At 60.9% G+C, this 23350-nt stretch carries 24 protein-coding genes; 12 read left to right on the top strand and 12 right to left on the bottom strand.

Going from position 1 to position 23350, the window contains the following annotated elements; all coding sequences use genetic code 11:
- The first annotated feature begins 10 nt into the window (after positions 1-10).
- Together ABH944_RS13185 and ABH944_RS13180 are read left to right on the top strand one after the other, a co-directional pair.
- A complete protein-coding gene (locus ABH944_RS13185) occupies positions 11-967 on the top strand; it encodes an ABC transporter permease (protein ID WP_404606409.1) in 957 nt (318 codons plus the stop codon).
- A gap of 106 nt (positions 968-1073) precedes the next feature.
- Positions 1074-1679 (top strand): alpha-ketoglutarate-dependent dioxygenase AlkB family protein, encoded by a 606-nt coding sequence (locus ABH944_RS13180; protein ID WP_404606407.1) that lies wholly within the window; start codon positions 1074-1076, stop codon positions 1677-1679.
- Positions 1680-1685: 6 nt separating this feature from the next.
- Here ABH944_RS13180 and ABH944_RS13175 read toward each other — a convergent pair whose 3' ends face one another.
- Positions 1686-2078, bottom strand: coding sequence for a RidA family protein (locus ABH944_RS13175; RefSeq protein ID WP_404606406.1), 393 nt, complete (start codon positions 2076-2078; stop codon positions 1686-1688).
- A 185-nt stretch (positions 2079-2263) separates the two neighbouring features.
- On the opposite strand from ABH944_RS13175, the gene ABH944_RS13170 reads away from it, so the two are divergent.
- Positions 2264-3496 carry a DUF2252 domain-containing protein gene (locus ABH944_RS13170; RefSeq protein ID WP_404606405.1) on the top strand — a complete coding sequence of 411 codons (1233 nt, stop codon included), beginning with the start codon at positions 2264-2266 and terminating at the stop codon, positions 3494-3496.
- 104 nt (positions 3497-3600) lie between these two features.
- On the opposite strand, the gene ABH944_RS13165 is transcribed toward ABH944_RS13170, so the two are convergent.
- From ABH944_RS13165 to ABH944_RS13135, 7 genes are all read right to left on the bottom strand, one after another.
- Positions 3601-3891 (bottom strand): hypothetical protein, encoded by a 291-nt coding sequence (locus ABH944_RS13165; protein WP_404606404.1) that lies wholly within the window; start codon positions 3889-3891, stop codon positions 3601-3603.
- 116 nt (positions 3892-4007) lie between these two features.
- On the bottom strand, positions 4008-5645 hold the full coding sequence (gene ggt, locus ABH944_RS13160; RefSeq protein ID WP_404606402.1) for a gamma-glutamyltransferase: 1638 nt from the start codon (positions 5643-5645) through the stop codon (positions 4008-4010).
- A gap of 37 nt (positions 5646-5682) precedes the next feature.
- A complete protein-coding gene (locus ABH944_RS13155; RefSeq protein ID WP_404606401.1) occupies positions 5683-6555 on the bottom strand; it encodes an ABC transporter permease in 873 nt (290 codons plus the stop codon).
- Positions 6555-7499: an ABC transporter permease gene (locus tag ABH944_RS13150; RefSeq protein WP_404606400.1), complete on the bottom strand. Its 945-nt coding sequence runs from the start codon at positions 7497-7499 to the stop codon at positions 6555-6557. The genes ABH944_RS13155 and ABH944_RS13150 overlap by 1 nt, the downstream gene beginning before the upstream one ends.
- A 7-nt stretch (positions 7500-7506) precedes the next feature.
- On the bottom strand, positions 7507-9015 hold the full coding sequence (locus tag ABH944_RS13145) for an ABC transporter substrate-binding protein (RefSeq protein WP_404606399.1): 1509 nt from the start codon (positions 9013-9015) through the stop codon (positions 7507-7509).
- A 14-nt stretch (positions 9016-9029) separates the two neighbouring features.
- Positions 9030-10133, bottom strand: coding sequence for an ABC transporter ATP-binding protein (locus ABH944_RS13140; protein ID WP_404606397.1), 1104 nt, complete (start codon positions 10131-10133; stop codon positions 9030-9032).
- A complete protein-coding gene (locus ABH944_RS13135) occupies positions 10130-11194 on the bottom strand; it encodes an ABC transporter ATP-binding protein (RefSeq protein ID WP_404606485.1) in 1065 nt (354 codons plus the stop codon). Before ABH944_RS13135 ends, ABH944_RS13140 begins: the two co-directional genes overlap by 4 nt.
- A gap of 208 nt (positions 11195-11402) precedes the next feature.
- Between ABH944_RS13135 and ABH944_RS13130 the strand changes: the two genes are divergently transcribed.
- The 3 genes from ABH944_RS13130 to ABH944_RS13120 all read left to right on the top strand — a co-directional run bounded on the left by ABH944_RS13130 (position 11403) and on the right by ABH944_RS13120 (position 13959).
- Positions 11403-12266, top strand: coding sequence for a LysR substrate-binding domain-containing protein (locus tag ABH944_RS13130; protein WP_404606395.1), 864 nt, complete (start codon positions 11403-11405; stop codon positions 12264-12266).
- Positions 12267-12448: 182 nt separating this feature from the next.
- Complete coding sequence (locus ABH944_RS13125) at positions 12449-12724, top strand: hypothetical protein (protein WP_404606394.1); 276 nt, start codon at positions 12449-12451, stop codon at positions 12722-12724.
- Between the two features lie 260 nt (positions 12725-12984).
- Positions 12985-13959 (top strand): PDR/VanB family oxidoreductase, encoded by a 975-nt coding sequence (locus ABH944_RS13120; protein ID WP_404606392.1) that lies wholly within the window; start codon positions 12985-12987, stop codon positions 13957-13959.
- A 20-nt stretch (positions 13960-13979) separates the two neighbouring features.
- Here ABH944_RS13120 and ABH944_RS13115 read toward each other — a convergent pair whose 3' ends face one another.
- Positions 13980-14915, bottom strand: a complete 936-nt coding sequence (locus ABH944_RS13115; RefSeq protein ID WP_062088372.1) for a LysR family transcriptional regulator — start codon at positions 14913-14915, stop codon at positions 13980-13982.
- A gap of 117 nt (positions 14916-15032) precedes the next feature.
- Here ABH944_RS13115 and ABH944_RS13110 point away from each other — a divergent pair, with 117 nt between their 5' ends.
- Genes ABH944_RS13110 through ABH944_RS13085 form a run of 6 tightly spaced genes read left to right on the top strand, consistent with a single transcriptional unit; the run spans position 15033 to position 19643 of the window.
- Entirely contained in the window at positions 15033-16325 is a 1293-nt protein-coding gene (locus ABH944_RS13110; protein ID WP_404606390.1) for an aromatic ring-hydroxylating oxygenase subunit alpha, read from the top strand.
- Between the two features lies 1 nt (position 16326).
- Positions 16327-16824 carry an aromatic-ring-hydroxylating dioxygenase subunit beta gene (locus tag ABH944_RS13105; protein ID WP_404606389.1) on the top strand — a complete coding sequence of 166 codons (498 nt, stop codon included), beginning with the start codon at positions 16327-16329 and terminating at the stop codon, positions 16822-16824.
- A 23-nt stretch (positions 16825-16847) separates the two neighbouring features.
- Complete coding sequence (locus tag ABH944_RS13100) at positions 16848-17213, top strand: hypothetical protein (RefSeq protein ID WP_404606388.1); 366 nt, start codon at positions 16848-16850, stop codon at positions 17211-17213.
- The gene (locus ABH944_RS13095) at positions 17210-17752 is read left to right on the top strand and encodes a nuclear transport factor 2 family protein (RefSeq protein WP_404606387.1); all 543 of its coding nucleotides are present in this window, start codon (positions 17210-17212) and stop codon (positions 17750-17752) included. The genes ABH944_RS13100 and ABH944_RS13095 overlap by 4 nt, the downstream gene beginning before the upstream one ends.
- Complete coding sequence (locus ABH944_RS13090) at positions 17749-18903, top strand: amidase (RefSeq protein WP_404606386.1); 1155 nt, start codon at positions 17749-17751, stop codon at positions 18901-18903. The genes ABH944_RS13095 and ABH944_RS13090 overlap by 4 nt, the downstream gene beginning before the upstream one ends.
- Positions 18900-19643 (top strand): SDR family NAD(P)-dependent oxidoreductase, encoded by a 744-nt coding sequence (locus tag ABH944_RS13085; RefSeq protein WP_404606384.1) that lies wholly within the window; start codon positions 18900-18902, stop codon positions 19641-19643. Before ABH944_RS13090 ends, ABH944_RS13085 begins: the two co-directional genes overlap by 4 nt.
- Positions 19644-19723: 80 nt before the next feature.
- Here the strand turns inward: ABH944_RS13085 and ABH944_RS13080 are convergent, their stop codons facing one another.
- From ABH944_RS13080 to ABH944_RS13070, 3 genes are read right to left on the bottom strand one after another with little or no spacing between them, the layout of a single operon-like run.
- The gene (locus ABH944_RS13080) at positions 19724-20962 is read right to left on the bottom strand and encodes a dienelactone hydrolase family protein (protein ID WP_404606383.1); all 1239 of its coding nucleotides are present in this window, start codon (positions 20960-20962) and stop codon (positions 19724-19726) included.
- A gap of 20 nt (positions 20963-20982) precedes the next feature.
- Positions 20983-21699, bottom strand: coding sequence for an SDR family oxidoreductase (locus tag ABH944_RS13075; RefSeq protein ID WP_404606382.1), 717 nt, complete (start codon positions 21697-21699; stop codon positions 20983-20985).
- Positions 21700-21729: 30 nt separating this feature from the next.
- Positions 21730-23283 (bottom strand): ABC transporter substrate-binding protein, encoded by a 1554-nt coding sequence (locus tag ABH944_RS13070; protein WP_404606380.1) that lies wholly within the window; start codon positions 23281-23283, stop codon positions 21730-21732.
- Positions 23284-23350 lie beyond the last annotated feature (67 nt).

The following is a 23350-nucleotide window of genomic DNA, read 5'->3' as shown; positions in this document are numbered from 1 at the left end:
AGACATCGACATGAAAAAGAACCTTCCCATCCTGCTGGCGCTGGTGGCGTTGCTCGTACTCGGCGTGCTTCGATACGACCACTTTGCATCGGCCTACAACATCAACTCGTTCTGGCGATATAACTCGATGTTCGCGTTGATATCGGTGGGCATGGCGTTTGTGATCATCACGGGCGGCATAGACCTGTCCGTGGGGACGGTGGCGGCGCTGGCGAGCGTGGTCGCTGCGCTGATGAGCCCGCATGGTGGTCTGGTGGCGGTGCTCGCAGGCGCGGGTGCGGGGCTCGCGATCGGCGTGTTGAACGGCCTGGTCATCACGCATATGCGCATCCTGCCGTTTATCGTCACGTTGGCGACGAGCCTGGGGGCGCATGGTCTCGCGTTGCTGCTGGGACATAACGATGCTGTATCGATTGCACCCAGTTCCAGCTTCGGCAACTTTGGACAGGGGGATGTATGGGGTTTGCCGATTCCGGGAATCGTGGCGGCGGTGGCGGCTGTTTTGGGCTGGCTGGCGTTGAGAAGCACCCGCTTCGGACGACACGCGCTGGCCATAGGCGGCAGTGAGGAAGCGTCGCGTTTGATGGGCTTGAATGTAGACCGGACGCTGGTGATGGTCTATGCGTTGAGCGGCTTGCTGGCCGGCATAGCGGGCGCGATCCTGGCAGCACAATTCGGCGCAGGGCAACCGAATGAAGGCGTGGGCTGGGAGTTGTTCGCGATATCGGCAGTGGTGCTCGGCGGGACGCTGTTGACGGGCGGACAGGGATCCATTGCAATGACGATAGCCGGCGTCGCGCTGCTGGGTTTGGTGTTCAACCTCTTGAACTTCGAGAACGGGCTGGGCTTTATAAGTTTGTCGGCGTACTGGCAGTCGGTGATACGCGGCGTGTTCTTGTTGCTGGTGATCGTGCTGCAGGCGCGCGTGCTGAAGAAGCGGGTGACGGTGACGAAGCTGGCTCGTTGAGAGGGTGAGCCGCCACGCAACGTGGCGGCTCATAAAAACGTGTGAGCAAGTTTCAGGAAAGAGAATCTGCTAAGTTATTGACACCTACGCAGCAGAAAATCCCGCCATGTTCGACCTCTTCGACGACATCCCCAAGCCTGACATCGTATGGCTGCCTGACTGGCTCGACCCGCCGACGGCGTCGGACACGCTGGCGGCCTTGATCGATGAAATAACCTGGCAGCAGGACTCGATGACTACGCCCGCCGGCAAGATCCCGTTTCCGCGCCTGACCGCGTGGCAGGGAGACCCCGGCGCGGTGTACGTGTACTCAGGCATTCGCAACGTTCCCAAGCCATGGACGCCAACGGTTTTACTGTTGAAAACAAAAGCCGAAGACGCCGCTCGAACTTCGTTCAACAGCGTGCTGATCAACCGCTACCGCACGGGCATGGACAGCATGGGCTGGCACGCCGACAAGGAGCGTGAACTCGGGCCAGAACCGGTTATTGCCTCGGTGAGTCTCGGCACGACACGGACCTTTGACTTCCGGCATACGAAGACACGGCAGACGCATACGCTTCAACTCACCCACGGCAGCTTGCTCATCATGCAAGGACGCACTCAGCTCGACTGGGCGCACAGAGTGCCGAAGGAACCGGAAGCCCGCGGCGAACGGATCAACCTGACCTTCCGATACGTGGACTCATCGGCAGCGCCAAAACGCCCGTAGATCAATTCAACGCTTGGCGACGAAATCAATCTCGACCAGCGCATCGCGAGCCAAACCCGTCACGCCAATACACGTCCTCGCCGGCAACGGCTTGGGCAAAAAGTAGCTTTTATAAACCTCGTTCATCGAGGCGTAATCGCGTTTGAATTCGGTCAGGAAAATCCGCACGCTGACCACGTTATCCAGCGATAACCCTATCCCCTCCAACACAAGAATCAGGTTATCCATGACCCGGCGCGTTTGCGCTTGCACGCCTTCGGGCAAGGGCTTGGTGTCATCGGCGGGATCGGTCGGCATCTGGCCGGTGAGGAACACCCAGCCATCCGCTTCGGCCGCGTGAGAAAAAGGACCGACCGGCGTGGGCGCGGCATCGACCATGGAAAAGGTGGGCAACGTCATTGTGTCTCCTTGAAAAGATCAGGCCGATACCGTAACGGATCAAAAATCCGGCCGCCGGCCCAGACGATCACACTACGCGACAGCTTTGCCGCACTATCAAAACATCCGGCCGCAATAACCCTTCATTTTCATTACGTGACGGCGGCATGCGCTTTGCTTCAATCGAGCACCACAGGACGATCCCCATGCCCAAGAAAAAGAAATTCAAGCTCCCCAGTCGCAATGATCGTCAGGCACTTCTCTATGAGCGCCGCAACGTGAAGATGGCCGAATCCGCGCACGCCTACGTACGTGGCAGCACGACCAAATTCTATGAATGGCTCGATGGTATTGAAGGCCACACGCTGCCCGAAGGACCGGCGATCTGGATCTGCGGAGACTGCCACACAGGCAATCTCGGTCCCATTGCCAACGCAGACGGCCGCGTGCAAATCCAGATCCGCGACCTCGATCAGACCGTGATCGGCAATCCGGCGCACGACATCATCCGGTTGGGGTTATCGCTGGCAACGGCCGCGCGCGGCTCCGACCTGCCGGGTGTCACGACGGCACGCATGATGGAAGCCGTCGCGCAAGGTTACGAACATGCCTTCGACCGTTCCAGCCGTCGCTCCGTCAAGGACACGAAACCCGAAGAGGTACGGGTGATGATGAAGGAAGCGGTGCGCCGCACGTGGCAGCAACTGGCGATCGAACGCATTGAGGACATTGAACCGAGCATTCCTCTCGGCAAGCGTTTCTGGCCACTCGACAAGACAGAGCGCGCCGAGATAGAGGCGTTGTTCAAGCAGCGCGAGATTGCGAATATCGCAACCGCTTTGCGCAAGAACGCCGACGAAGAGAATGTCACTGTGATCGATGCCGCCTATTGGGTGAAGGGCTGCAGCTCGCTCGGCCGGCTGCGATATGCGGTGTTGCTGGACATCGACGGCGGCGCGATAGACGGAGATGATCTCTGCCTGATCGATATCAAGGAAGGTCTGAAGGCAGCAGCCCCGCGTTATACGACTCCGGACGTGACCAAACGCATGCCGCGCGATAACGCCGAACGGATTGTGGAAGGCGCTCGGCATCTGACGCCGTGGCTGGGTGAACGGATGCGCTCGGCGCGGATGAACGACCGGTCAGTGGTCATTCGCGAGTTGTTGCCGCAAGACATGAAGCTCACGGTAGAGCAATTGACGCAGGATGAAGCAGTGAAGGCAGCGCGTTACCTCGCGATGGTGGTTGGCAGAGCGCACGCACGGCAGATGGATGCGGCACAGCGGCGTGCGTGGTTATCCGAGTTGCGGCGGGCGAAGACGAAGTCGCTGGATGCGCCTTCGTGGTTATGGAAAAGTATCGTCGAATTGGTCAGTAGTCACGAAGCGGGCTATCTCGAACATTGCCGGCGGTATGCGTTGGCAGGGGCTTTATAACGCACACGTCCGTGCGCCAATGAAAAGGGCCGTTCACCAACACCGGTTGGATGAACGGCCCTTCTTCCTACAGACTGCTTTGACCCGTGGTTACCGGTCAACACTCAATCACGGTCACCGCGATGGTCGCCGTGCCAGCGATGATCCCGTCCTTCGTCATGGCGCCATTCACGGTGCCGCCATTCGCGTTCGCGCCAGCCCTCGTCGCGATAACCGCCATAACCGCCGTATCCATAACCCACGACAACAGGCGGAGGCGGTGCAACGTACACCGGCGCTGGCGCGTAGTAACCCGGTACGCCGATCCCCACGGCGACATCCACATGCGCGGACGCCGCCGCTGACACCAATAGAGCACTCAAGCCCAGTACCGCACCCAGGATCTTCTTGTTCATTGCGTCTCTCCGTGCACATGGTGTGCAAACGTGTTGTTTACGTGACCAAGTGTAGGGAGAGCGGTCGGATACAGGTGCTACCGGAATGCGATAAAGGTAACCAGGCGTATCTGTTTTTAAAACCCCGCCGCCAACCCATCCCGACGGCTATCGCTCGCCGCCACATACCCGCGCTCAGGATCATTACGATCCAGCTTCCAGATGTACTGCCCCGATCCAAAATCCATATAAGGATCGTCGACGGATTTGATCGTATGTCCCATCGCCTGCAACGCCTTCACCGTTTCGCGATCGAGCGTCGATTCCACATCGACGGTGAAATCGCGATTCACCTTCCAGCGCGGTGCATCGCACGCGGCTTGCGGTTGCTGTCCGTAATCAAGCATCCGCACGATGGATTGCAGATGGCCTTGCGGCTGCATGTCGCCGCCCATCACGCCAAAACTCATCACCGCTTCTTGCGTGCCATTCACGTCCTGCGTGAGGAACGCCGGGATGATGGTGTGGAACGGACGCTTGCCGCCCTCCACCACGTTCGCCGACTTCGGATCCATCGAAAAACCAAAACCGCGGTTCTGCATCGCGATACCCGAATCCGGCACGACCACGCCTGAGCCAAAGCCCATGTAGTTCGACTGGATGAAACTCACCATCATGCCGCGCTCGTCCGCCACCGACATATAGATGGTCCCGCCCGCCGGCGGCATGCCGAAGTCGAACTGTTTCGCCCTGCTAGGATCGATCAGCTTGGCGCGCTCGGTGAGATAAGCGTCGTCCAGCATCTGCTCGGGCGTGACGTCCATGGAACGCGGATCGGCGACGTACTGATAGACATCGGCGAAAGCGAGCTTCATGGCTTCGATCTGCAAATGCTGCGACTCGATCCTGTCGACGGTCAGCGACTTCACATCGAATTTATCAAGAATGCCGAGTGCAATCAACGCAGCAATGCCCTGCCCGTTCGGCGGAATCTCATGGACCGTATGTCCACGATAATCCTTCGAAATCGGCTCGACCCAGTCGGCCTTGTAGTTACGCAGATCGGCAGCAGTCATCGCGCCGCCGCCCTGCTTCGCGAACGCCGCGATCTTCTCGGCAATCTCGCCTTCGTAGTACGCGCGCGGTCCGTGTTCAGCAAGCGCGCGCAAGGTCTTTGCATGACCGGGATAACGCATCAACTCGCTGATCTCCGGCGCGCGGCCGCGCGGCATGAAGGTATCGGCGAAACCGGGCTGGTCTTTCAGCTCTGGAATGGCCGCCGCCCATTTGTACGCCACGATGCTCGCCACCGCATGACCACGCTCGGCAATTTCAATGGCCGGTTCCATCAGGTCGCCGAACGGCAGCGAGCCGAACTTCGCATGCAACGCTTCCCACCCCGCGATCACGCCGGGCACCGTGACCGCGTCCCAGCCGCGTTTCGGTTGGTTCGCCAAGCCGTTCTGCTCGCCGTATTTGTTCTTGAAGTAATCGACGTTCCACGCAGCCGGAGATACCCCCGATGCATTCAATCCATGCAGCTTGGCGCCGTCCCAGACGAGCGCGAACGCGTCGCCGCCAAGGCCGCACGACACGGGCTCGACCAGCGTGATGGCTGCTGCTGCCGCGATAGCCGCATCGACGGCGTTGCCGCCTTTCCATAACATCCGTAGGCCGGCTTGCGCGGCGAGCGGATGCGACGTCGAGACAATATTGCGCGCAAACACGGGCAAGCGCGGCGTGGGATAGGGGTTCTGCCAGTTGAAGCGGGTCATGGGAAACTCGTCTCTTGTGTGATGAAGGTTGTTGGGGTCAAAGCTCGCGCGGATCGAGCGCGTCGCGCAGTCCGTCCCCGAGCAGGTTGAAGCCGAGCACCGCCAGGAAGATGGCAATGCCCGGGAAGATCGACATCCACGGCGCCTGGCTCACGAAGTCCTTCGCGGTATTCAGCATCGATCCCCACGATGGCGCGGGCGGCAATTGCCCCAGGCCGAGGAACGACAGGCTGGCTTCCGCGATGATCGCCATGGCAACCGTGAGGCTGGCCTGCACGATGATGGGCGGCAGCACGTTCGGGAAAATATAGCGGACGATAATGCGAAAGTGCCCAAGGCCAATAGCGCGCGCACCTTCCACATAATCCTCGGCCTTGACGCTGATTGCCTGGCCGCGCGTGAGGCGCACGAAACGCGGCATGGCCGAGACGCCGATAGCAATCATCGCGTTGGTGAGGCTGGGCCCGAGGAACGCGGCCAGCGCAATGGCGAGGATCAGGAAGGGGATGGACAGCAAGGCGTCGGTGAAGCGTGAGATCACGCCATCGACGAGCTTGCCGAAGTAGCCTGCCAATAGCCCCAGCGGCACGCCAATCACCACGGCAATCCCCACCGACACCACGCCCGCCAGCAACGAAGCACGTGCGCCCCAAAGCAAACGCGTGAACACGTCGCGGCCGAGTTCATCGGTTCCAAACCAGTGACTGGCCGACGGCGCTTGCCGCACCGTCATGAAGCTCGCCTGAATGGGGTCGTAGGGCGAAAGCCACGGGGCAAAGATGGCCACGAGAATGACCAACAGCACGATCACAGCACCCGCCACAGCGGCACGATTGCGCATGAAGCGACCCAACGCGCGATTGCGTTTGCGCGGCAGAGCAGCTGTTTCCACTTCCACAATAGTCGCCATCAGCTTTTCCTCAGCCGCGGATTGAGCAGGACGTATAAGACATCGGCGAATAGATTCACCACGATAAACCCCACCGCCGTCACCAGCACGACGCCTTGAACAACGGCGTAATCGCGATTGAAAACGGCATCGACGACCAGCTTGCCGAAGCCCGGAATGGTGAACACCTGCTCCGTCAGCACCGCGCCCGCAAGCAGTTCGCCGAACAGCAGCGCGAGCACCGTGACGATAGGAATCAACGCATTGCGAAAGCCATGCTTGACCACCACCGTCCCGCGTAACAGCCCTTTGGCGCGCGCCGTCCGGATGTAGTCGCTGCGCAGGACGCTCAGCATCGCGCTGCGGGTATGCCGCATCAACTGCGCGCCGAGCGCTGCACCCAACACGAACGCAGGCATCAACATGGTCTTGATGCTCAACCAGAAGTCCTCGGTCGGCGACACATATCCGGACGAAGGCAACAACTGCCATTTCACCGATACTAAAAAGATCAGGATGATCCCGAGCCAGAAGTTCGGTATGGACATGCCGGTCAGCGCGAGAACATTAGCGCCGTAATCAAGCGCTTTTCCCTTGTTCGCAGCCGATAAAACCCCCAGCGGCATGCCAATGCCGATCGCGAAGATCATCGCCATCACAGCCAGTTGCAACGTTACCGGCAACTTCTGCGCGATGAGTTTGGTCACCGGCACATCGGTCCTCAGCGATGCACCCAGATCGCCATGAAGTATGTCCTTCACCCACAACGCGTACTGCACGGGCACGGGTTCGTCGAGGTGATACTTCAGCCGCAACGTGGCGATGACCTGAGGGTTCTGGTCTTCGCCGGCCATCGCCATGACCGGATCGCCGGGTAGCATTTTCTGCAGGCCGAAGATCATCATCGACACCAGGATCAGTGTCGGGATTGCGACAAGCGCGCGGTTGGCGATGATTCGCAGCATGGACGAATTACCCCTTGATGCTCACGCCGCGCAGACGGATCAACCCGTCAGGATAGGGCGTGAAACCCTGTACTTTCTTCGACAACGCATACGGCCACGGCTGCGCGTAGAGATAGATGATCGGGTCTTCGTCGGCGAGGATCTTTTGCGCGGCCTCGTAGACCGGCTTGCGCTCGGCGACCGTCGCTTTCACACGCGCGTCGTCGAGCAGCTTGTCGACATCCGCATTGCAATAGCGCCCGTAGTTGAGGTTGCCCTTGCAGGTCACGAACTGATGCAGGTTGCCGTCCGGGTCCGTGCGGCCCGACCAGCCGAGATACAGCAATTCGAAGTCGCCTTTCGTCGATGCATTCAGCGCAGCCGCGTAGTCGGTCGGACGCAGCTTCAGATTGATGCCGGCTTCTGAAAGCATGGCTTGCAGCATCTGCGCCATCTGGTTCGATACCGTGTTGTTACCGAAGGTCAGCTCCACATTGAGTTGCTCGAAGCCCGCCGCTTTCAGCAAGGCCTTCGCCTTCGGAATATCGCGTTTGGTCGTCTTGATCGATGCATCGAAGTACGGGCTGTTCGCCGGGATCGCCTGACCGATGGGCGAGAAAATCCCGCCGCCAATCACCTGGTTGATCGCGTCACGATCAATGGCAAGTTCGAACGCCTGCCGCACGCGTTTGTCCTTGAACGCCTTCGGCGCACGCGGTCCGTTCGAGACGTTGAAGGTCAGGTCGTAGAAGCCCAGTCCGCTCATCGAAATGAAGCTGAGGTTCTTGTCGCTTTTCACCGACGCCACGTCGGAAGGCGCAAGACGTTCCAGCATATCGAGCGAACCCGAGCGCAGGTTCGCGAGACGCACGGTGCTGTCGGGAATCGGCTGGAAGATGACTTTCTGGATCGGGTATTTATCGGCATCCCAGTAGCCCGCGAATTTCTCCAGCACCACGCGGTCGTTCTGCACACGCTCAACAAATTTGTATGGGCCCGAGCACACCGGATGCGTGGAAACGCCCGCGTCATCGGTGAGGGTTTTCGGCGCGAGCATCATGCCGGCACGGTCGGTGAGCGTGGCGAGCAGCGCGGCATCCGGCGCTTTCAACACGATCGCGACGGTGAATTCATCGACCACGTCCACATGATCGATGGACGCCAGTTCGCTCTTGCGATTGCTCGCGGGCATGGAGCGCGCGCGGTCCAGGTTCGCCTTGACGGCAGCCGCGTTGAACGGCTCGTCGTCGTGAAATTTCACACCGTGGCGCAGCTTGAACGTGAGCGTCTTGTTGTCGGCGCTCATGCTCCAGGAGGTCGCGAGCATGGGCACGATCTTCAGGTCCGGACCAATATCCACCAGCGAATTGCATAACGAACTGAACACGATCCGGTCGACCACCTGACTGCTGCGCGCCGGATCGAGCGTGCCGATATCGTCCTGCAAACCAATCCGGATAGTCGAGTTCGACTGAGCCATCACGGTGCTGCTACCGAGACTTGCGGCGAGCGCCGCGGCCAACATAATCTTTCGCATCTGGACTTCCCCGTTTACTGTGTGTTCGATTGTTCTTTGAGCGCACCGTCGACCAGCGCCTGACGTTGCCGGTACACCGCCAGCCGCTCGGTAAGCTTCGGGCTGACGATGGAAACAAGAGGCGCACCACCGCCCGCGTTCTGGATATCGCGCCAGAAATGACACGCGACCCGGTGGCCGTTTTCCAGCGTTTCGCTGACCGGTTGTTCGTCGGCGCAACGCACCTTTGCATGCGGGCATCGTGGATGAAAATGGCATCCTGAAGGCGGCGCGGTCGGACTCGGCAAGTCGCCGGTCAACGCGGGTTTGCTTCTGCGCTGACGCGGACTGCTTGCAGGAATCGCCTGCAATAAAGCTTGCGTATAAGGATGCAGCGGTTGATCGAAAAGATCATTCACGTCCGCCATTTCCACGATTTCGCCGAGATACATCACCGCCACGCGATCGCTCATATGGCGGATCACCGCAAGGTCATGCGCGATCATGATCAGCGTCAGCCCAAGCCCCTGCTTCAGCGACTCGAGCAGGTTGATCACCTGGGCCTGCACGGAGACATCGAGCGCGGACACGGGTTCATCGCCGACTATCAGCTTGGGCTCGCCCGCCAGCGCCCGCGCAATACCGATGCGCTGCCGCTGCCCGCCCGAAAACTCATGCGGATAACGTTCGGCGTAACCCGGCTGCAGCCCGACCGTACGGAGCAAGTCCGCCACACGGTCGTTAAGCGCCGCACCCTTCGCGAGGCCATGCAGCGAGATCGGTTCACCAATGATCTGGCCCACCGTCATACCCGGGTTCAGCGACGCGAACGGGTCCTGGAAGATGATCTGCATCTCACGGCGCAGACGGCGCATAGGCTCGGTGCCCAAGTGCGTGATGTCTTTGCCGTCGTAAATCACACGGCCTTCGGTGCTATCGATAAGACGCAGCAACAGGCGTCCAAGCGTCGACTTGCCGCAACCCGACTCTCCAACTATGGCAAACGTCTCGCCCTTCTGCACGGAGAACGAGACACCGTTCACCGCGTAGACCGTCGGCGTACGCGTGAACATGTTGCGTGTACCGCCAAAGTGCTTGGTCAGGTCCTTCGCTTCAATGATGGGAGCGTTGGGGTTCATACGGCCGCCCCGCCAAGAGCCGACGCGTTGAAATTCGCTTCAACCGGCGCGACCCAGCACGCCACCCGATGCGTTCCGCCCAGCCGTTTGTCTGGTGGCACCGCGTCGAGGCACCGCTGCTCCACGAACGGACAGCGCGGCGCAAACCTGCAGCCTTTGGGCATCTGTTCGGGTGACGGCACGGAACCGCGAATGGTCGCGAGCGCGCCTTCACGTTTTCCCACCGATGGAATCGCGCCCATCAAACCAATGGTGTACGGATGCTGCGGGTCATCGAAGATTTCATCCACCGAGCCATATTCCACGATCCGTCCCGCATACATCACCGCGACGTAATCGGCCACTTCGGCCACCACGCCCAGATCGTGCGTGATCAACACCATCGCCGTACCGGTTTCGGCTTGCAGGCTGCGCACCAGCAATAAAACCTGCGCCTGGATGGTGACATCGAGCGCGGTCGTGGGTTCGTCGGCAATCACCAACTGCGGGCGATTGGCCAGCGCCATCGCGATCATCACGCGCTGGCGCATGCCGCCCGACAACTCGTGCGGATATGCGTCGAGCCGGGTCTCCGGCGCCGGAATGCGCACGAGGCGCAGCATGTCCAGCGCTTCCTTGCGCGCAGCCGCGCCGCTCAAGCCGCGATGCCGCTGCACGCATTCCGCAATCTGATGCCCGACGGTGAACGCGGGATTGAGCGAGGTCATCGGCTCCTGGAAGATCATCGACATCCGGTTGCCGCGGATATCGGCGAGTTCGCGTTCGCTCAGCGTGAAGAGATCGCGACCGTCGAAGATCGCCTTCCCCGCGACAATATTGGCCGGCGGGCTGGGCAACAAACCCATCAACGCCAGCGACGTCACGCTTTTGCCGCACCCCGACTCCCCGACGATGCACAGCGTTTCGCCCGCGCTCACGGAAAACGAGACGTCCTCGACGAGATTTGGAACATGCGCGGCGCGCGAGAATTTCAGCGAGAAACCGCTGACTTCGAGTACGGGATGCCTGGCAGGCGGATTGACCTGATCGTGGCGATCAGGCTGGCGATCGGGCTGATTCAGGGGCAGCTTGCTTAACGTCGACAAATTCAATACTCCGCTGCGGGGGAATACAGGCGGCTAAGGGGCCTTTTAGTCTGTATCGGCGTGGGTATCAGCAACCCGGCGGCCGCCCGTCGCCAAAACTTTCAATGAAGTAATTATGTCGGCCTAAATCCATCAGGAAATATTAAACTTTCTTTTTGATACTTAATTTTTTCTTGAATAAGCCATGCCGACTATTCGAATGCTGAAGACGTTCCGGGCGGTTGCGCGGACGGGCTCGTTCGCGGCCGCGGCCGATAAGGTCGCGCTCACCCAGGCTGCGGTCAGCTTGCAGATGCGCGGGCTGGAGCAAGCGCTGGGGCGGCAGCTTTTTGACCGTAGCGCGCGGCAGATCACGCTGAGCCGGCAGGGGCACGAGATTCGGCCGAAGGTCGAGCAGATTCTGGATCTGCTCGATGAGCTGGAGGCTACGCCGGCCGGGTCTATGCAGGGGCCTGTGGCAATTGGCGCGGTGGTATCGGTGATTGGGGCGCTTTCGTTAGGCGTTGCGCAACTGAAGACGGCACATCCGGGGCTGGATGTGAGGTTGCTGTCGGCCCGTTCGGACGAGCTGACGGTCATGGTGGAGCAGGGAGAGGTGGATATTGCGGCGGTGGTTGCACGTCCCGACAAGGCCTTGCCTGAGACGCTCAAGTGGACGCCGCTGTACACGGAACCGTTGATGCTGATCGTGAGCCGCGAGATCACCGATACGGACCCGCGTCGGATTTTGGCATCGCATGGATTCTTGCGCTTCGACCGGCGTGTTCGAACCGGCGTGGTCGTCGATCAGGCGCTGACCACGCTCGGACTGGAAGTGACCGAGTATCTGGAGCTGAATTCCATCGAGACGATCGTGGCGCTGGTGCGGAAGAACGTGGGTGTGACGGTGCTGCCGCAACTGCATAGAGCGGGATGGCAGACGGACCCGTCGCTGCGGCTGATTTCGATTGCAACGCCTCCTATCCTTCGGACGGTCGGCGTGGTCGAGAGGGCTTCGTACGGACGCAGCGCCATCACGGCGGCGATTATCGAGACGCTTCACGATTAGCTTGCTCTGGTGCCCGGGGGCGTTTGGATCTCCATCTCATTATTGGCGAATTCCGAAAAGTCAATTGCATGCTATCGATACAATAAATCGATAGTAGGGGTATACACTGCATTTCATCGACGCAGCGAGCAGAAAAAACAAGCCACTGCGCCCCTTAAAACTCATGCAAATCGGAGCACATCATGAACAAGAATCTTATCGCCGCATTGTTGGTCGCCGCTTCCGCAGCTTTGGCTGCCCCCGCTTTCGCCAGCAGCGGCTACGGCCCGGCACCGTCGTATAACCCGACCGTTGGTGCACCGGCTTCGCAACGCGGTCAAAGCGTTCAAACCGTTGCAGCGGAAAACGCTCAAGCCAACGCGAATGCAACGTCGTACGGTGGTGTACAAGACACGCAATCGCAATCGGGCAGCCGCGTTAGCGTGAGCAACGAAAAGTCGCTCTACTCGCATAACTGATTTCAAGGCTGTACGAATCGGAGCGATCAGTCTGCGATTCGTCACAACGCCTAAGAGTGCAAAAAGCCGAAGCCCGGGAGAGCGCAAGTTCTCCCGGGCTTCGGTTTTTTGTACCTCCTCATAAACCCGGCTGATATCACTATCGATTTATTATCGATTTGGCCTATCTGGAATCTCGCTGTATTTTCCAGTACAGCGCGCTCCGGCCAAATCCTTTGATGCCTTTGCGCGCATCAATCGTAAAACAGCCCCCACACGCCATGAGTTCTTCCGTCATCACCGTCTGCGTCGATGCTGTGCGCGACGAAGCCCCCGGTATTCGCTCCTTCGCCATCTCGCGTGTCGACGGCGCGCTGCTCGACGCGTACGAGCCCGGCGCTCATATCGACGTAACCAGTCCGTCCGGCGTCACCCGGCAATATTCACTGTGCGGCGACCCGGATCGCAGAGAGCAGCATCTTTTCGCGGTCAAGCGCGAAGACGCTTCGCGAGGAGGATCGAGCTCGTTGCATGACCACGTGGAGCCGGGCGCGCATCTGCACATCGGGCCGCCGCGCAACTTGTTTCGCCTCGACCCGACAGCCAGCGAACATATCCTGATCGCAGCCGGGATCGGCATTACGCCGCTACTCAGCATGGCCTACCGCCTGGTTCGGAAGAATGCATCGTTCAAGCTGCACTATTTCGTTCGCGACCAAGCCAGCGCCGCCTTCCTCGCGTTGCTTTCGCAGCCCCCATTCGCCGACCACGTGGCGCTTCATTGCGGCATCGAACCGGATCGAGTCGATGCCGAAGTCGAAGGATGTCTCGTGGGCGTTGCTCCCGGCGCCCACGTCTACACATGCGGCCCGGGTGCGTTCATGGATCGTGTGGTCAGCGTGGCGGAACGGCACGTTTCCGCTGAATCAATCCATCTCGAACGGTTCGCCGCCGATCCCGCCACGACCGCCGCCACAGCGCCCATGCTCGATTCCTTCGAGGTGGAGATCGCCAGCACGGGGGCGAGAGTGCGAGTGAGCGAGGACATGTCGATAGTGGAAGCGCTCGCGTCCATTGACATCATCGTCGATACATCCTGTGGTGAAGGCGTCTGCGGCACCTGCATGGTCGATGTCGTCAGCGGCGAGCCTGAACACCGCGATCACTGCCTGAGCAAATCGGAACGCGCGAGCGGCGCGGTCATTTGCTGCTGCGTCTCGCGCTCGCGATCTCCCGTGCTGATTCTTGACCTCTAGTCGATCTCTAAAACCGACCTCTACGCGTCCGCCTGCGGAAACTGATCGAAGGTTTGCACCCTCTCGGTCAGCAGTTCACGCAGCCAGACGTTGCCTTCGTCGTTATCGAAGTTCTCGTGCCAATGCATCGTGACGGTCGCGCCGGGTAACTGCACCGGCAGTTCGTAGACCTTGAAGCGGCCATCGCGATTAAAGATCTGGGCCAGCCGGCGCGGCAGCGTCGCGTAGTAGTCCGTGACGCCGAGCACGCTGGGCAACGCAACGAAGTGCGGCAATTCCAGCAGCGTATTGCGCCCCACGCCCTGCGAGCGGAACGCGTCTTCCAGTGCATGATGACTGTGCTCAACCGAAAGAACCTGCACGTGCGGCGCTTCGGTGAACGCGGCCAGATCGATCTGCGCGCCGCGCGGCAAGCCGGGGCGCTTGCGCGTCATGCAGACATAAGTCTCATCGAATAAAAGCCGATGACGCGTTCGCGCCGTAAGCTCCGGCAAATTGCCGATCGCGAAATCGAGCCGGCTTACCCTCAACGCTTCTTCAATCTCCTCCACGGGCGTCGGCTCTATCCGCAGCTTCACGCGCGGCGCAAGCCGCTGCAACGCCGCGCAGATCGGCGGCAAATATGCCAGCTCCCCCGCATCCGATAACGACAGCCTGAAGGTCCGCGTACTGATGGCCGGGTCGAACCGTTCCGCATAACGCAGCGCTTCGCGCACCGTGTCCAGCGCCCGCGCCACGATTGCCGCCAGTTCGAGCGCAATGGGCGTCGGCTGCATGCCAACGCGCGTGCGAATAAAAAGCGGGTCGTCAAAAAGCGTGCGCAGGCGGCCGAGCGAATAGCTGACCGCCGGCTGCGACAACGCCAGCCGCTGCCCCGCTCGCGTAAGGCTGCGCTCTTCAATGATCGCGTTGAAGACGCGCAGCAGGTTCAGGTCAACGTGATCGATGGAGGTCATGATATTTGCCGCATTGATGAACCTACCGATTTTAGATGAATTTGACCTATGAGCACCGGCAGCCGACACTTCAATCCATAACTAGCGTCACGGCCCCCCACTTTACTCAGGTGATCGATGAGCGATTTCCAACCAACGGCCTGTCAGACCATCGACACGAGCGCGCTTTACAAACGCGCGCAAGCCGACCGCGTTTCCCCCTCGCTTTATAACGATCCGGCGATTTTCGAAGCGGAACTCGAACGCATCTTCTACAAGACGTGGATCTGGGTTGCGCATGAAAGCGAACTGCCGAACCCGGGCGACTTCCGCACCACGACAATCGGACGTCAGCCGGTGATCGTGGTGCGCGACAAGACCGGTGAGATCAATGTGCTCGAGAACCGTTGCCGCCATCGTGGCGCGACCGTGTGCGAGCAGCACAAAGGCAACGCGCGCGGCTTTACCTGCCCGTATCACAGCTGGACCTACGGGCTTGACGGCGCACTGCGCGCGCTACCGTATGGCGATGGCTACGAGGGGATTGTCGACAAGACGGAACTGCCGCTGAAGAGCCTGCGCGTCGGCGTTTATCACGGACTCATTTTCGCGAGCTTCGATCAGTCGATCGAACCGCTGGAGGATTTTCTCGGCGGAGCGAAACCGTGGATCGACCTGTTCATGAAACAGGGCGCGGGATTTCCGGTCAAGGCGAACGGCGAACACAAGTTCAAGTTCAAGGGCAACTGGAAGATCCAGCTCGAAAACACGACTGACCTGTATCACTTCCCCGTGGTCCACAAGTCGTGGATGAAGACGATCGACGACGAAACCGCCGCCGCCATCACCAGCTTCATGACAAGCGACAAAGCGTTTTGCCGCTCGCTTGGCAACGGCCATAGTCTTGCCGTCCTGGTCCCGGAGATAGTCGACCTGGACGAAGACAACGGTGCGCCAATTCCGACGCGCTACGAGGCCCTGGCGGAGTCTTTGGCGGCGGATTATCCGCCCGATCAGGTGAGGCGAATCGTTCGCTCGCTGATGGGCGTGGGCTTCAATTTGAACCTGTTCCCCAACCTCGCGCTGTCGATGGCATTTTTCCGCGTGCTGCGGCCCATTTCCGTCGAAGAGACCGAGATCCGTCATGTGGCGCTCGGCATGGACGGCGGTCCCGAGGAAGCCAACCGCGCACGCTTGCGCGTGCATGAACATTTCCAGGGCCCGTTCGGTTTTGGCAGCCCCGACGACGCCGAAGCGTGGGAGCGCGTGCAACGCGGCTCCCACGCGGGGCCCGACGTACCGATTCTCGTCAACCGCGGATTGAACCGCGAAACCACGGCGGCGAACGGCGAGAAGACAGCCCACGCCACCGACGAAACCGGCATGCGCGCCGCCTACGCGAAATGGCGCGAAATGATGGAGCAGCAATAACATGGACGCTACCAACGCCCTCCTCATGCAGCCCGTGTTTGCAGAAGCCGTGCAGTTCATCTGGCGTGAAGCCGAGATTCTGGATCGGAAGGACTATCGGGCGTGGCTTGAACTGTGGTCGCCCAAAGGGTTCTACGTGGTGCCTATCGACCCGCTTGCGACCGACTTCGCGGCCACACTGAACTACGCCTATGACGATCACGCCATGCGTGCGCTGCGCGTGCAGCGGCTGAGCTCTGGCTACTCGCCGTCGGTCACGGACGCCGCGCGAACGGTACGCACCGTATCGCGCTTCACCATGTCGAGTGATTCGGCGGACATAGTTGATGTACGCAGCGCGCAGGTCATCGTCGCGTACAAGCGCGGCGTCAGCACGCTGTTCGCGGCGGACGTGGAGCATCGCCTCGATCTGTCCGACGGTGAGCCGCGCATTGTGCAGAAGGTCGTGAGGCTGATCGATTCCACCGACGCGCTCAACGCGATCGGGTTCCTGCTCTAGCTCGCTCCCGGGAGAGATCCACCATGGTGGACAACGTATCGTTGCCTCTGCGCGTACTGTTTTGCTGCGGCGTGACGCAGAATTTCTTCGACCTTCCGCGCGAGCAGATCGGCACGGTCTGGCAGGCATACGGCGTCATGCTGAAGAGCATCGAAGCCATGGAGGGGGTCAAGGTCCTCGGCATCATGGACGACGACCGCGTGGTTGTAGGTCAGGCCGCCGGCGCACCGTGGACCTTCTACATCATGGCGGACGTCGACACCTTCGACACAGCAGCCGCCGTCTGCAACCTGTACCGGACCACTCCCGTGGGTGAATACAACCTGTGGCGCTACGGCAAGATCGAAGCCCGCATAGGCCGGGCGCTGACCGTGCCCAACCCGTCATGAACGAGATGACAGAGGCAGCGCTGGCCGACATCACAGCCCGGCTCGCCATGCTCGAAGCCGAGCGTGCGGTGCGCCAGACCATGATGCGATACATGGCGCTCTGCGACGTTCCATCGGGTGGCCAGCCTGCCGAGACGCTCGCAGAGTTGTTCAGCGTTGACGCTGTATGGCAAGGCATCGGCCCCGAGTACGCGGAGAAGTTCGGCGCATTGACCGGCCGGGAAGCGATCGTCGCCATGCTTGCGCGCTATCTGCCGCCCACGCCGCATTTCAGCGTGAACACGCACTTCATGGCGTCGGAGACTATCGATGTCGACGCCGCCGCGACGCACGCCACGGGGCGCTGGATCATGTTGCAGGCATCGGGCTATGTGACGGGCGGGGCCGAGCTGGTATCGGCGAGACTTGAAGTGGATTTCGTGCCGGCCGCCGGCAGCAAGCACTGGCTCATTAGGCATTTCCGCACCCAGCGCCTGTTCGATGCACCCTGGCAGGTCCATCCCTCTCCCACCGGCAGCTCCGGCGCCCTCAGGCAATGAACGAATTCATCAGCGAATTTACGCTTGGCGACGCCGACGGCCCGAGCATTGCGCTCAAGGACACCATCGATATCGCCGGCTATCCGACCACGGCGGCAAGCCGCGCGCTGCTGGGCGCGCCGCCGGCGCCACGTCACGCGGAAGTGGTGGACCGCCTGCTCGCGCAGGGCTGGCGTGTGGTCGGCAAGACCAACATGCACGAGCTGGCGTTCGGCATGACCGGCATCAACGACTACACCGGCACGCCTGAAAATCCGCAGGACGAGACGCGCATTCCGGGCGGTTCGTCGAGCGGGTCTGCGGCGGCGGTCGGGCTGCATCTGTCGAGCGCGGCGCTTGGCACCGACACCGGCGGCTCGGTACGCGGCCCTGCCGCGTGCTGCGGCGTAATCGGCATGAAACCTACGTTCGGACGCGTGTCGCGACGCGGCGTTGCGCCGGCACGGAGCACCCTCGATTGCGTCGGCCCGTTTGCCCGCGAGATGCTGACGCTGATCGATGTAATGGCCGCTATCACACCGGGCTTCGATGAACGCGTGGCGAACACGATGCCGTCATCGGTCAGGATTGGCGTAGTGTCCGCCGATGCAACCCGTGAGATCAGCGACGCTGTGACCAACGCGCCGTCGCTTGCGGGCTTCGCGTCGCAGGGCATCGAGTTGCTCAACCTGCGCGCCGCTTTCGATGCGGGACTGACCGTGATCAACGCCGAAACGTGGGCGGCATTCGGGCATCTGCTCGAGACGGGAAAGCTCGGTGCGGATCTGGTTGCACGCCTGCGCACGGCGTCGAAGACGACGGCGGCTGATCTTGCCGTCGCTGAGTCGGTGCGCACGCGCTTTACCGACGAGGTCGATCATGCGTTGCAGAGCGTGGATGCAATTGTGCTGCCGACCCTGCCCGCGTTGCCGATCACGCTGGAAGCGGCGCGCAACGGGACGTCGGTCATTGCCATGTCGTCATTGATCCGGCCATTTAATCTCAGCGGTCATCCGGCGCTCAGCCTGCCCCTGCCGATCGCCGGCTCGCCTCTGCGAGCAGGTTTGCAGATTGTCGGGCGCAAGGGCGTGGACGAACTCGTGTGCGCTATCGCCGCCTGTTTTGAAGCTTGTTTTGAAGACTCGTTTGCTCAATGGACGGAAACAGCATGACGGACAGGGTAGTCCTGGTGACGGGTGCCGCCCGAGGTCTCGGCGCGGTCATTGCGCGGCGCTTTCACGCGTCGGGTTATCGCGTGGCGATTGGCGACATAACGTTCAATGCCGCACAGGAACTGGCGAGCGAACTCAGCGCCGATCATTCGAGCGCATTTGCGTTGAATCTCGACGTGACATCGAAAGAAGATTTCAGCGCTGCGCGCGATGCGATCCTGGACAAGTGGCAACGCATTGATGTTCTGGTCAACAACGCGGGCGCGTCGAAGGTCGTGCCGGTGATGGACATCACAGCGGAGCAATTCGATCATGTCATCCAGGTGAATCTGCGCAGCGTGTTGTTCGGATGCCAGGTTTTCGGCCAGCATTTCGCCGATGCAGGCGCCGGGCGCATCGTCAACATCGCATCGCTCGCCGGGCAGAATGGCGGCTCGGCAACCGGTGCGCACTACGCGGCATCGAAGGGCGGCGTCATTACGCTCACCAAGGTTTTCGCGCGTGACTTAGCCTCGCGAGGCGTGACGGTCAACGCCATTTCACCCGGCCCGATGGACTTGCCCATCGTTCATGAAAGCGTGCCCGCCGACAAGTTGAGCGCGGTTGTCGCGAGCATTCCAGGCGGACGTCTTGGCTCGGCCGATTACGTCGCCGATGTGGCCGTCATGCTCGCCGCCGAGAATGCTTACTTCGCGAACGGAGCATGCTGGGATGTGAACGGCGGCTTGTTCATGCGATAAGGCGGGTGCTTTTCTTTTCAGGCGACGGAACCGCTTGGCGCCGTCGCCCTTTACGTCATCTTTACGTCGCGTTTTCCAGATTAAACCGGCTTGCCCTCACTCGATGCCCAGTTCGGCATCAACGTGTTGGTCGGCAGGGTTTCATCGACCATTTTCTTCGCGGTCTGAATGCCCGCGACCGGCAAGCCTGTCGGATCGAGCGCGCCGATCTGCACCAGCACCGACGCCTGGTCCCAATAGATATGCTCGTTGTACAGCTTGTCGCCGCGAAAACAGATGACTGCGAGCATGGGCACTTCAAAGTATTTTCCGGTCGGCTTGAGTCCCGGCAACAGCCAGTCGATTTCCCGATCGTGTGTCGCGCAGAACACGAACTCGTCGACCACCCGATCCGCGCCGATAGTGCGCGACACCGGAATCAAACGCGTGTCGGCCGGATTTGAATCGACGAAATGGTATTTGTAGAAACGCTTCAACTGGTCATGGCCCACACCGCCGGTCATCGTCGGAACGTGGTTGACGTAGGGCTGCGCCACCATGGTCGGCATGACGGCGTTGACGTCGCGCGTGCCGAATTCGTAGTAGCAATGCATCTCCCAAAGCTGGTTCAGGTCGTACACGGGACCGAGCACCTTACGCAGCAGCGCCATGGTCCGCGAGTACGCCATCATGGCCGCGGGCTTGTCAAAATGCTCGCGCTCGGGCGTCGCGAATGCATGATCGCAACCGGGATACACGTAGGTTTCAATCGACGGTTTTTGCTTCAGCGCCGCGATGATCTTTTCACGCGACTCAGTCGGCGTCATCGCGTCGTTCTCCGCGAAGTGGAAGATCATCGGACAGTGGATCGCCGGGATCTTGCTCGTGTATGCGTCAAGTCCCACGCCGTAGTAGCTCACGGCGCAATCCACGTCGGTGCGCGCGGCGGCGAGCATCGCAAGACGGCCGCCCAGGCAATAACCAATCGTGCCGACCTTGCCTGCCTGCTCAGGCAGAGCGCGAATCGCGGCAATGGTCGCGGCAATGTCGTTGACCGCGTTCTCTTCGTCGAGCTTTTCGTTGTAACCGAGCGCTTCCTTGAAATCCGCTTCGCCGTAGCCGAGTTCGACACCCGGTTTCATGCGCCAGAATAAATCCGGAACGAGCACCACGTAGCCTTCCTCGGCATAACGGTCGGCCATCGACTTCATATAGCCGTTGATGCCGAAAATCTCCTGAAGCAGCACGAGGCCGGGACCGGATCCTTGTGCCGGCTTCGCGAGATACGCCGCGAACTTGCCGCCGTCGTGCGCCGTCACCTGTATTGTCTGACCGCTCATCATCTCTCCTCCGTCGATGTTCAAAGATAACCCGCGAACTGCTTCTGGACCGCATCGCGATCGGCCGCGAGACCCGCACGGACGCCTTGCGCCATCGCGCCAACATACACCTCGTCGGGACCCTCCGCGAGCGCGGCGAACACGGCGTCGACCACTTCGGTTACCGACAGCTTCGGTGGTGGAAAGTCGCGGCTCATGTCGGTATCGATCGCGCCGGGCAGCACGCCGAGCACCCGCACATGATGTTCCGCGAGTTCGGCACGCAGGCATTCGGTCATGCGCAACGCCGCCGCCTTCGACGCGCACAAGGAGCCCATCATCGGCAAGCCGACACGCGCGAGAATGGACAGCATGTTCACGACCGCGCCGCGATTGGCGATCAGCGCGGGTGTGAACGCGCGGCACATGCCGAGCGTGCCGAAGTAGTTCACCTCCATTTCAACGCGGGCAGCGGCAGCGTCGCGGGGAAGAATGGCTCGCTCGAGCCGGTTGATGCCGGCGTTGTTGATCAGCAGCGTGATATCGCCGGCTGTTGCCGCAGCTTGCGCCACCTGTGCCGGGTCCGTGATGTCGAGCGTGATCGGGATAATTCGCGAGTCGCCTGTAGCAACGGCGCTGGAATCGCGGGCCGCGGCATACACCTTGCGCGCGCCGCCTTCGAGCAGGCTCGTGACAAAGCGTGCACCTACACCGCGATTGGCGCCGGACACGAAGGCGACGGAATCTTCAATCTGCATCGCATGCTCCTGGTTGAAAAGGACCGGACATCACTTGCGCTTATATTCGACAGGCAGGATATAGCCGCTGTCGAAGGTCTTCACATCAATATTCGATCGGTACGCAATCGTGGTCACGGCCTGCAGCAAAGGCACGACCCACGATTTCTCCGATGCCTCCTGACTCAGCGCGCGATACCCCGCCATACGCTTGTCTTCATCGACCTCGGTCATCAGGGCCTCGACACGCGGCGCCAGCGAGTCGTCTTTCCACGCGGAAAAACGCAGGCGCGGATCGAGAATGCGGCCCGTGTAGTTCTCGGGGTCGCCGGTCGAGTTGGCCCAGCTATAGAGCAGCACACCGCTCATCTTGGTCGCCTGGATCTCGCCGATCACCTTGGCCATGGTGGTCTGCGTAAGGTCCGCCTGAATGCCCACGCGCTGCCACATGCCGGCTATCGCCCGCGCCATGTCGTAGTCGCTCGGGAACGTGCCGTTGGTCGTCAGGAACGGCACCTTCACCGGTTTGTTCGGACCATACCCCGACTTCGCGAGCGCCGCGATCGCGCGTTGCGGGTCAAAGCCAATTTTGAAACCCGGCACGTCCGCGGGCGATCCGGGCGTGGCCGTGACGGACAAAGGCACGGCTTCGCCGCCGTAGAACGCCTTGGACAGCGCGGCGGTATCAATGGAGTAATGCATGGCTGCGCGCACGTTTTCGTCGTCGAACGGCTTGACGTAGTTCGGCATGCGCAGCATGTAGATCTCGCTGTACGGATAGATCTTCGTCGTGATGCCCGGCGTCTTCGCCAGGCGCTGCGCCTCGCGCAACGGAATCTGCACGGCCACGCCCGCCCGGCCGGATTCGACCGCGGCCACCCGCGCCGACGGTTCCGTCGTGATCTGGAACGTGACGTTCTTGATGGCCGGAACGCCGCCCCAGTATTTATCGAAGGCTTCAAGCACGATGCGCGAACCGCGTTGGTAGTCAACCAGCTTGTAGGGCCCGGCGCCAATTGGCTTCGCCAGGAAACCGTCGATACCGACCTTCTCCATGTACGCCTTCGGCACAATGTAGCCAGCCAGGAACGCGAGATAGATCGGCGCGGCCGGCGTTGGCTTCGCATACACCAGCACGGCGCGTGTGGGCGAAATGATCTCGACATCCTTCAGCGTCTGGAACATCCCGCCAACAGCCAGCTTCTTGTCGGCGGACGGACGATCGTGAAGACTGTATTTCAGATCGGCGGTCGTGAGCTTCGAGCCGTCGTGGAACAGGATGTCGTCGCGCAAGGTCACTTCAAGCCGCTGGTCGGTCTTGTCCTGCCACTTCCATGCCGTGATCTGGCGCGCTTCCAGCTTCAGCGTTGGCGAGTAGCGCAGCGGGGAATCGAAGACGGTCTCGTAGATGGATTGCGCCTGCGGCACCGTGATCGCCGTCGGGTCCCAGGTCGGCACGTCGGACATGTACGCAATGTTCAATACATCGTCGCTTGCCGAACCCTGTGCACGCGCGAAGTCCCACGGCAGTATCAGCCCAGCCCCTGCGGCCAGCGAGCCCAACAACCATTGCCTGCGCTTCGCGTCGATCTCGAAACTGTCCATCGATACTCCTGTGTCCCGGCATCGCGCCGGATGAAGATGCACGAAAGCGTGCCGCGACTTGACTCGT

Source organism: Caballeronia udeis (assembly GCF_044909315.1).
GTDB classification, from domain to species: Bacteria; Pseudomonadota; Gammaproteobacteria; order Burkholderiales; family Burkholderiaceae; genus Caballeronia; species Caballeronia udeis_A.
Note: the sequence above shows the minus strand (reverse complement) of the source record. Positions and strands in the feature narration are given on the sequence as shown.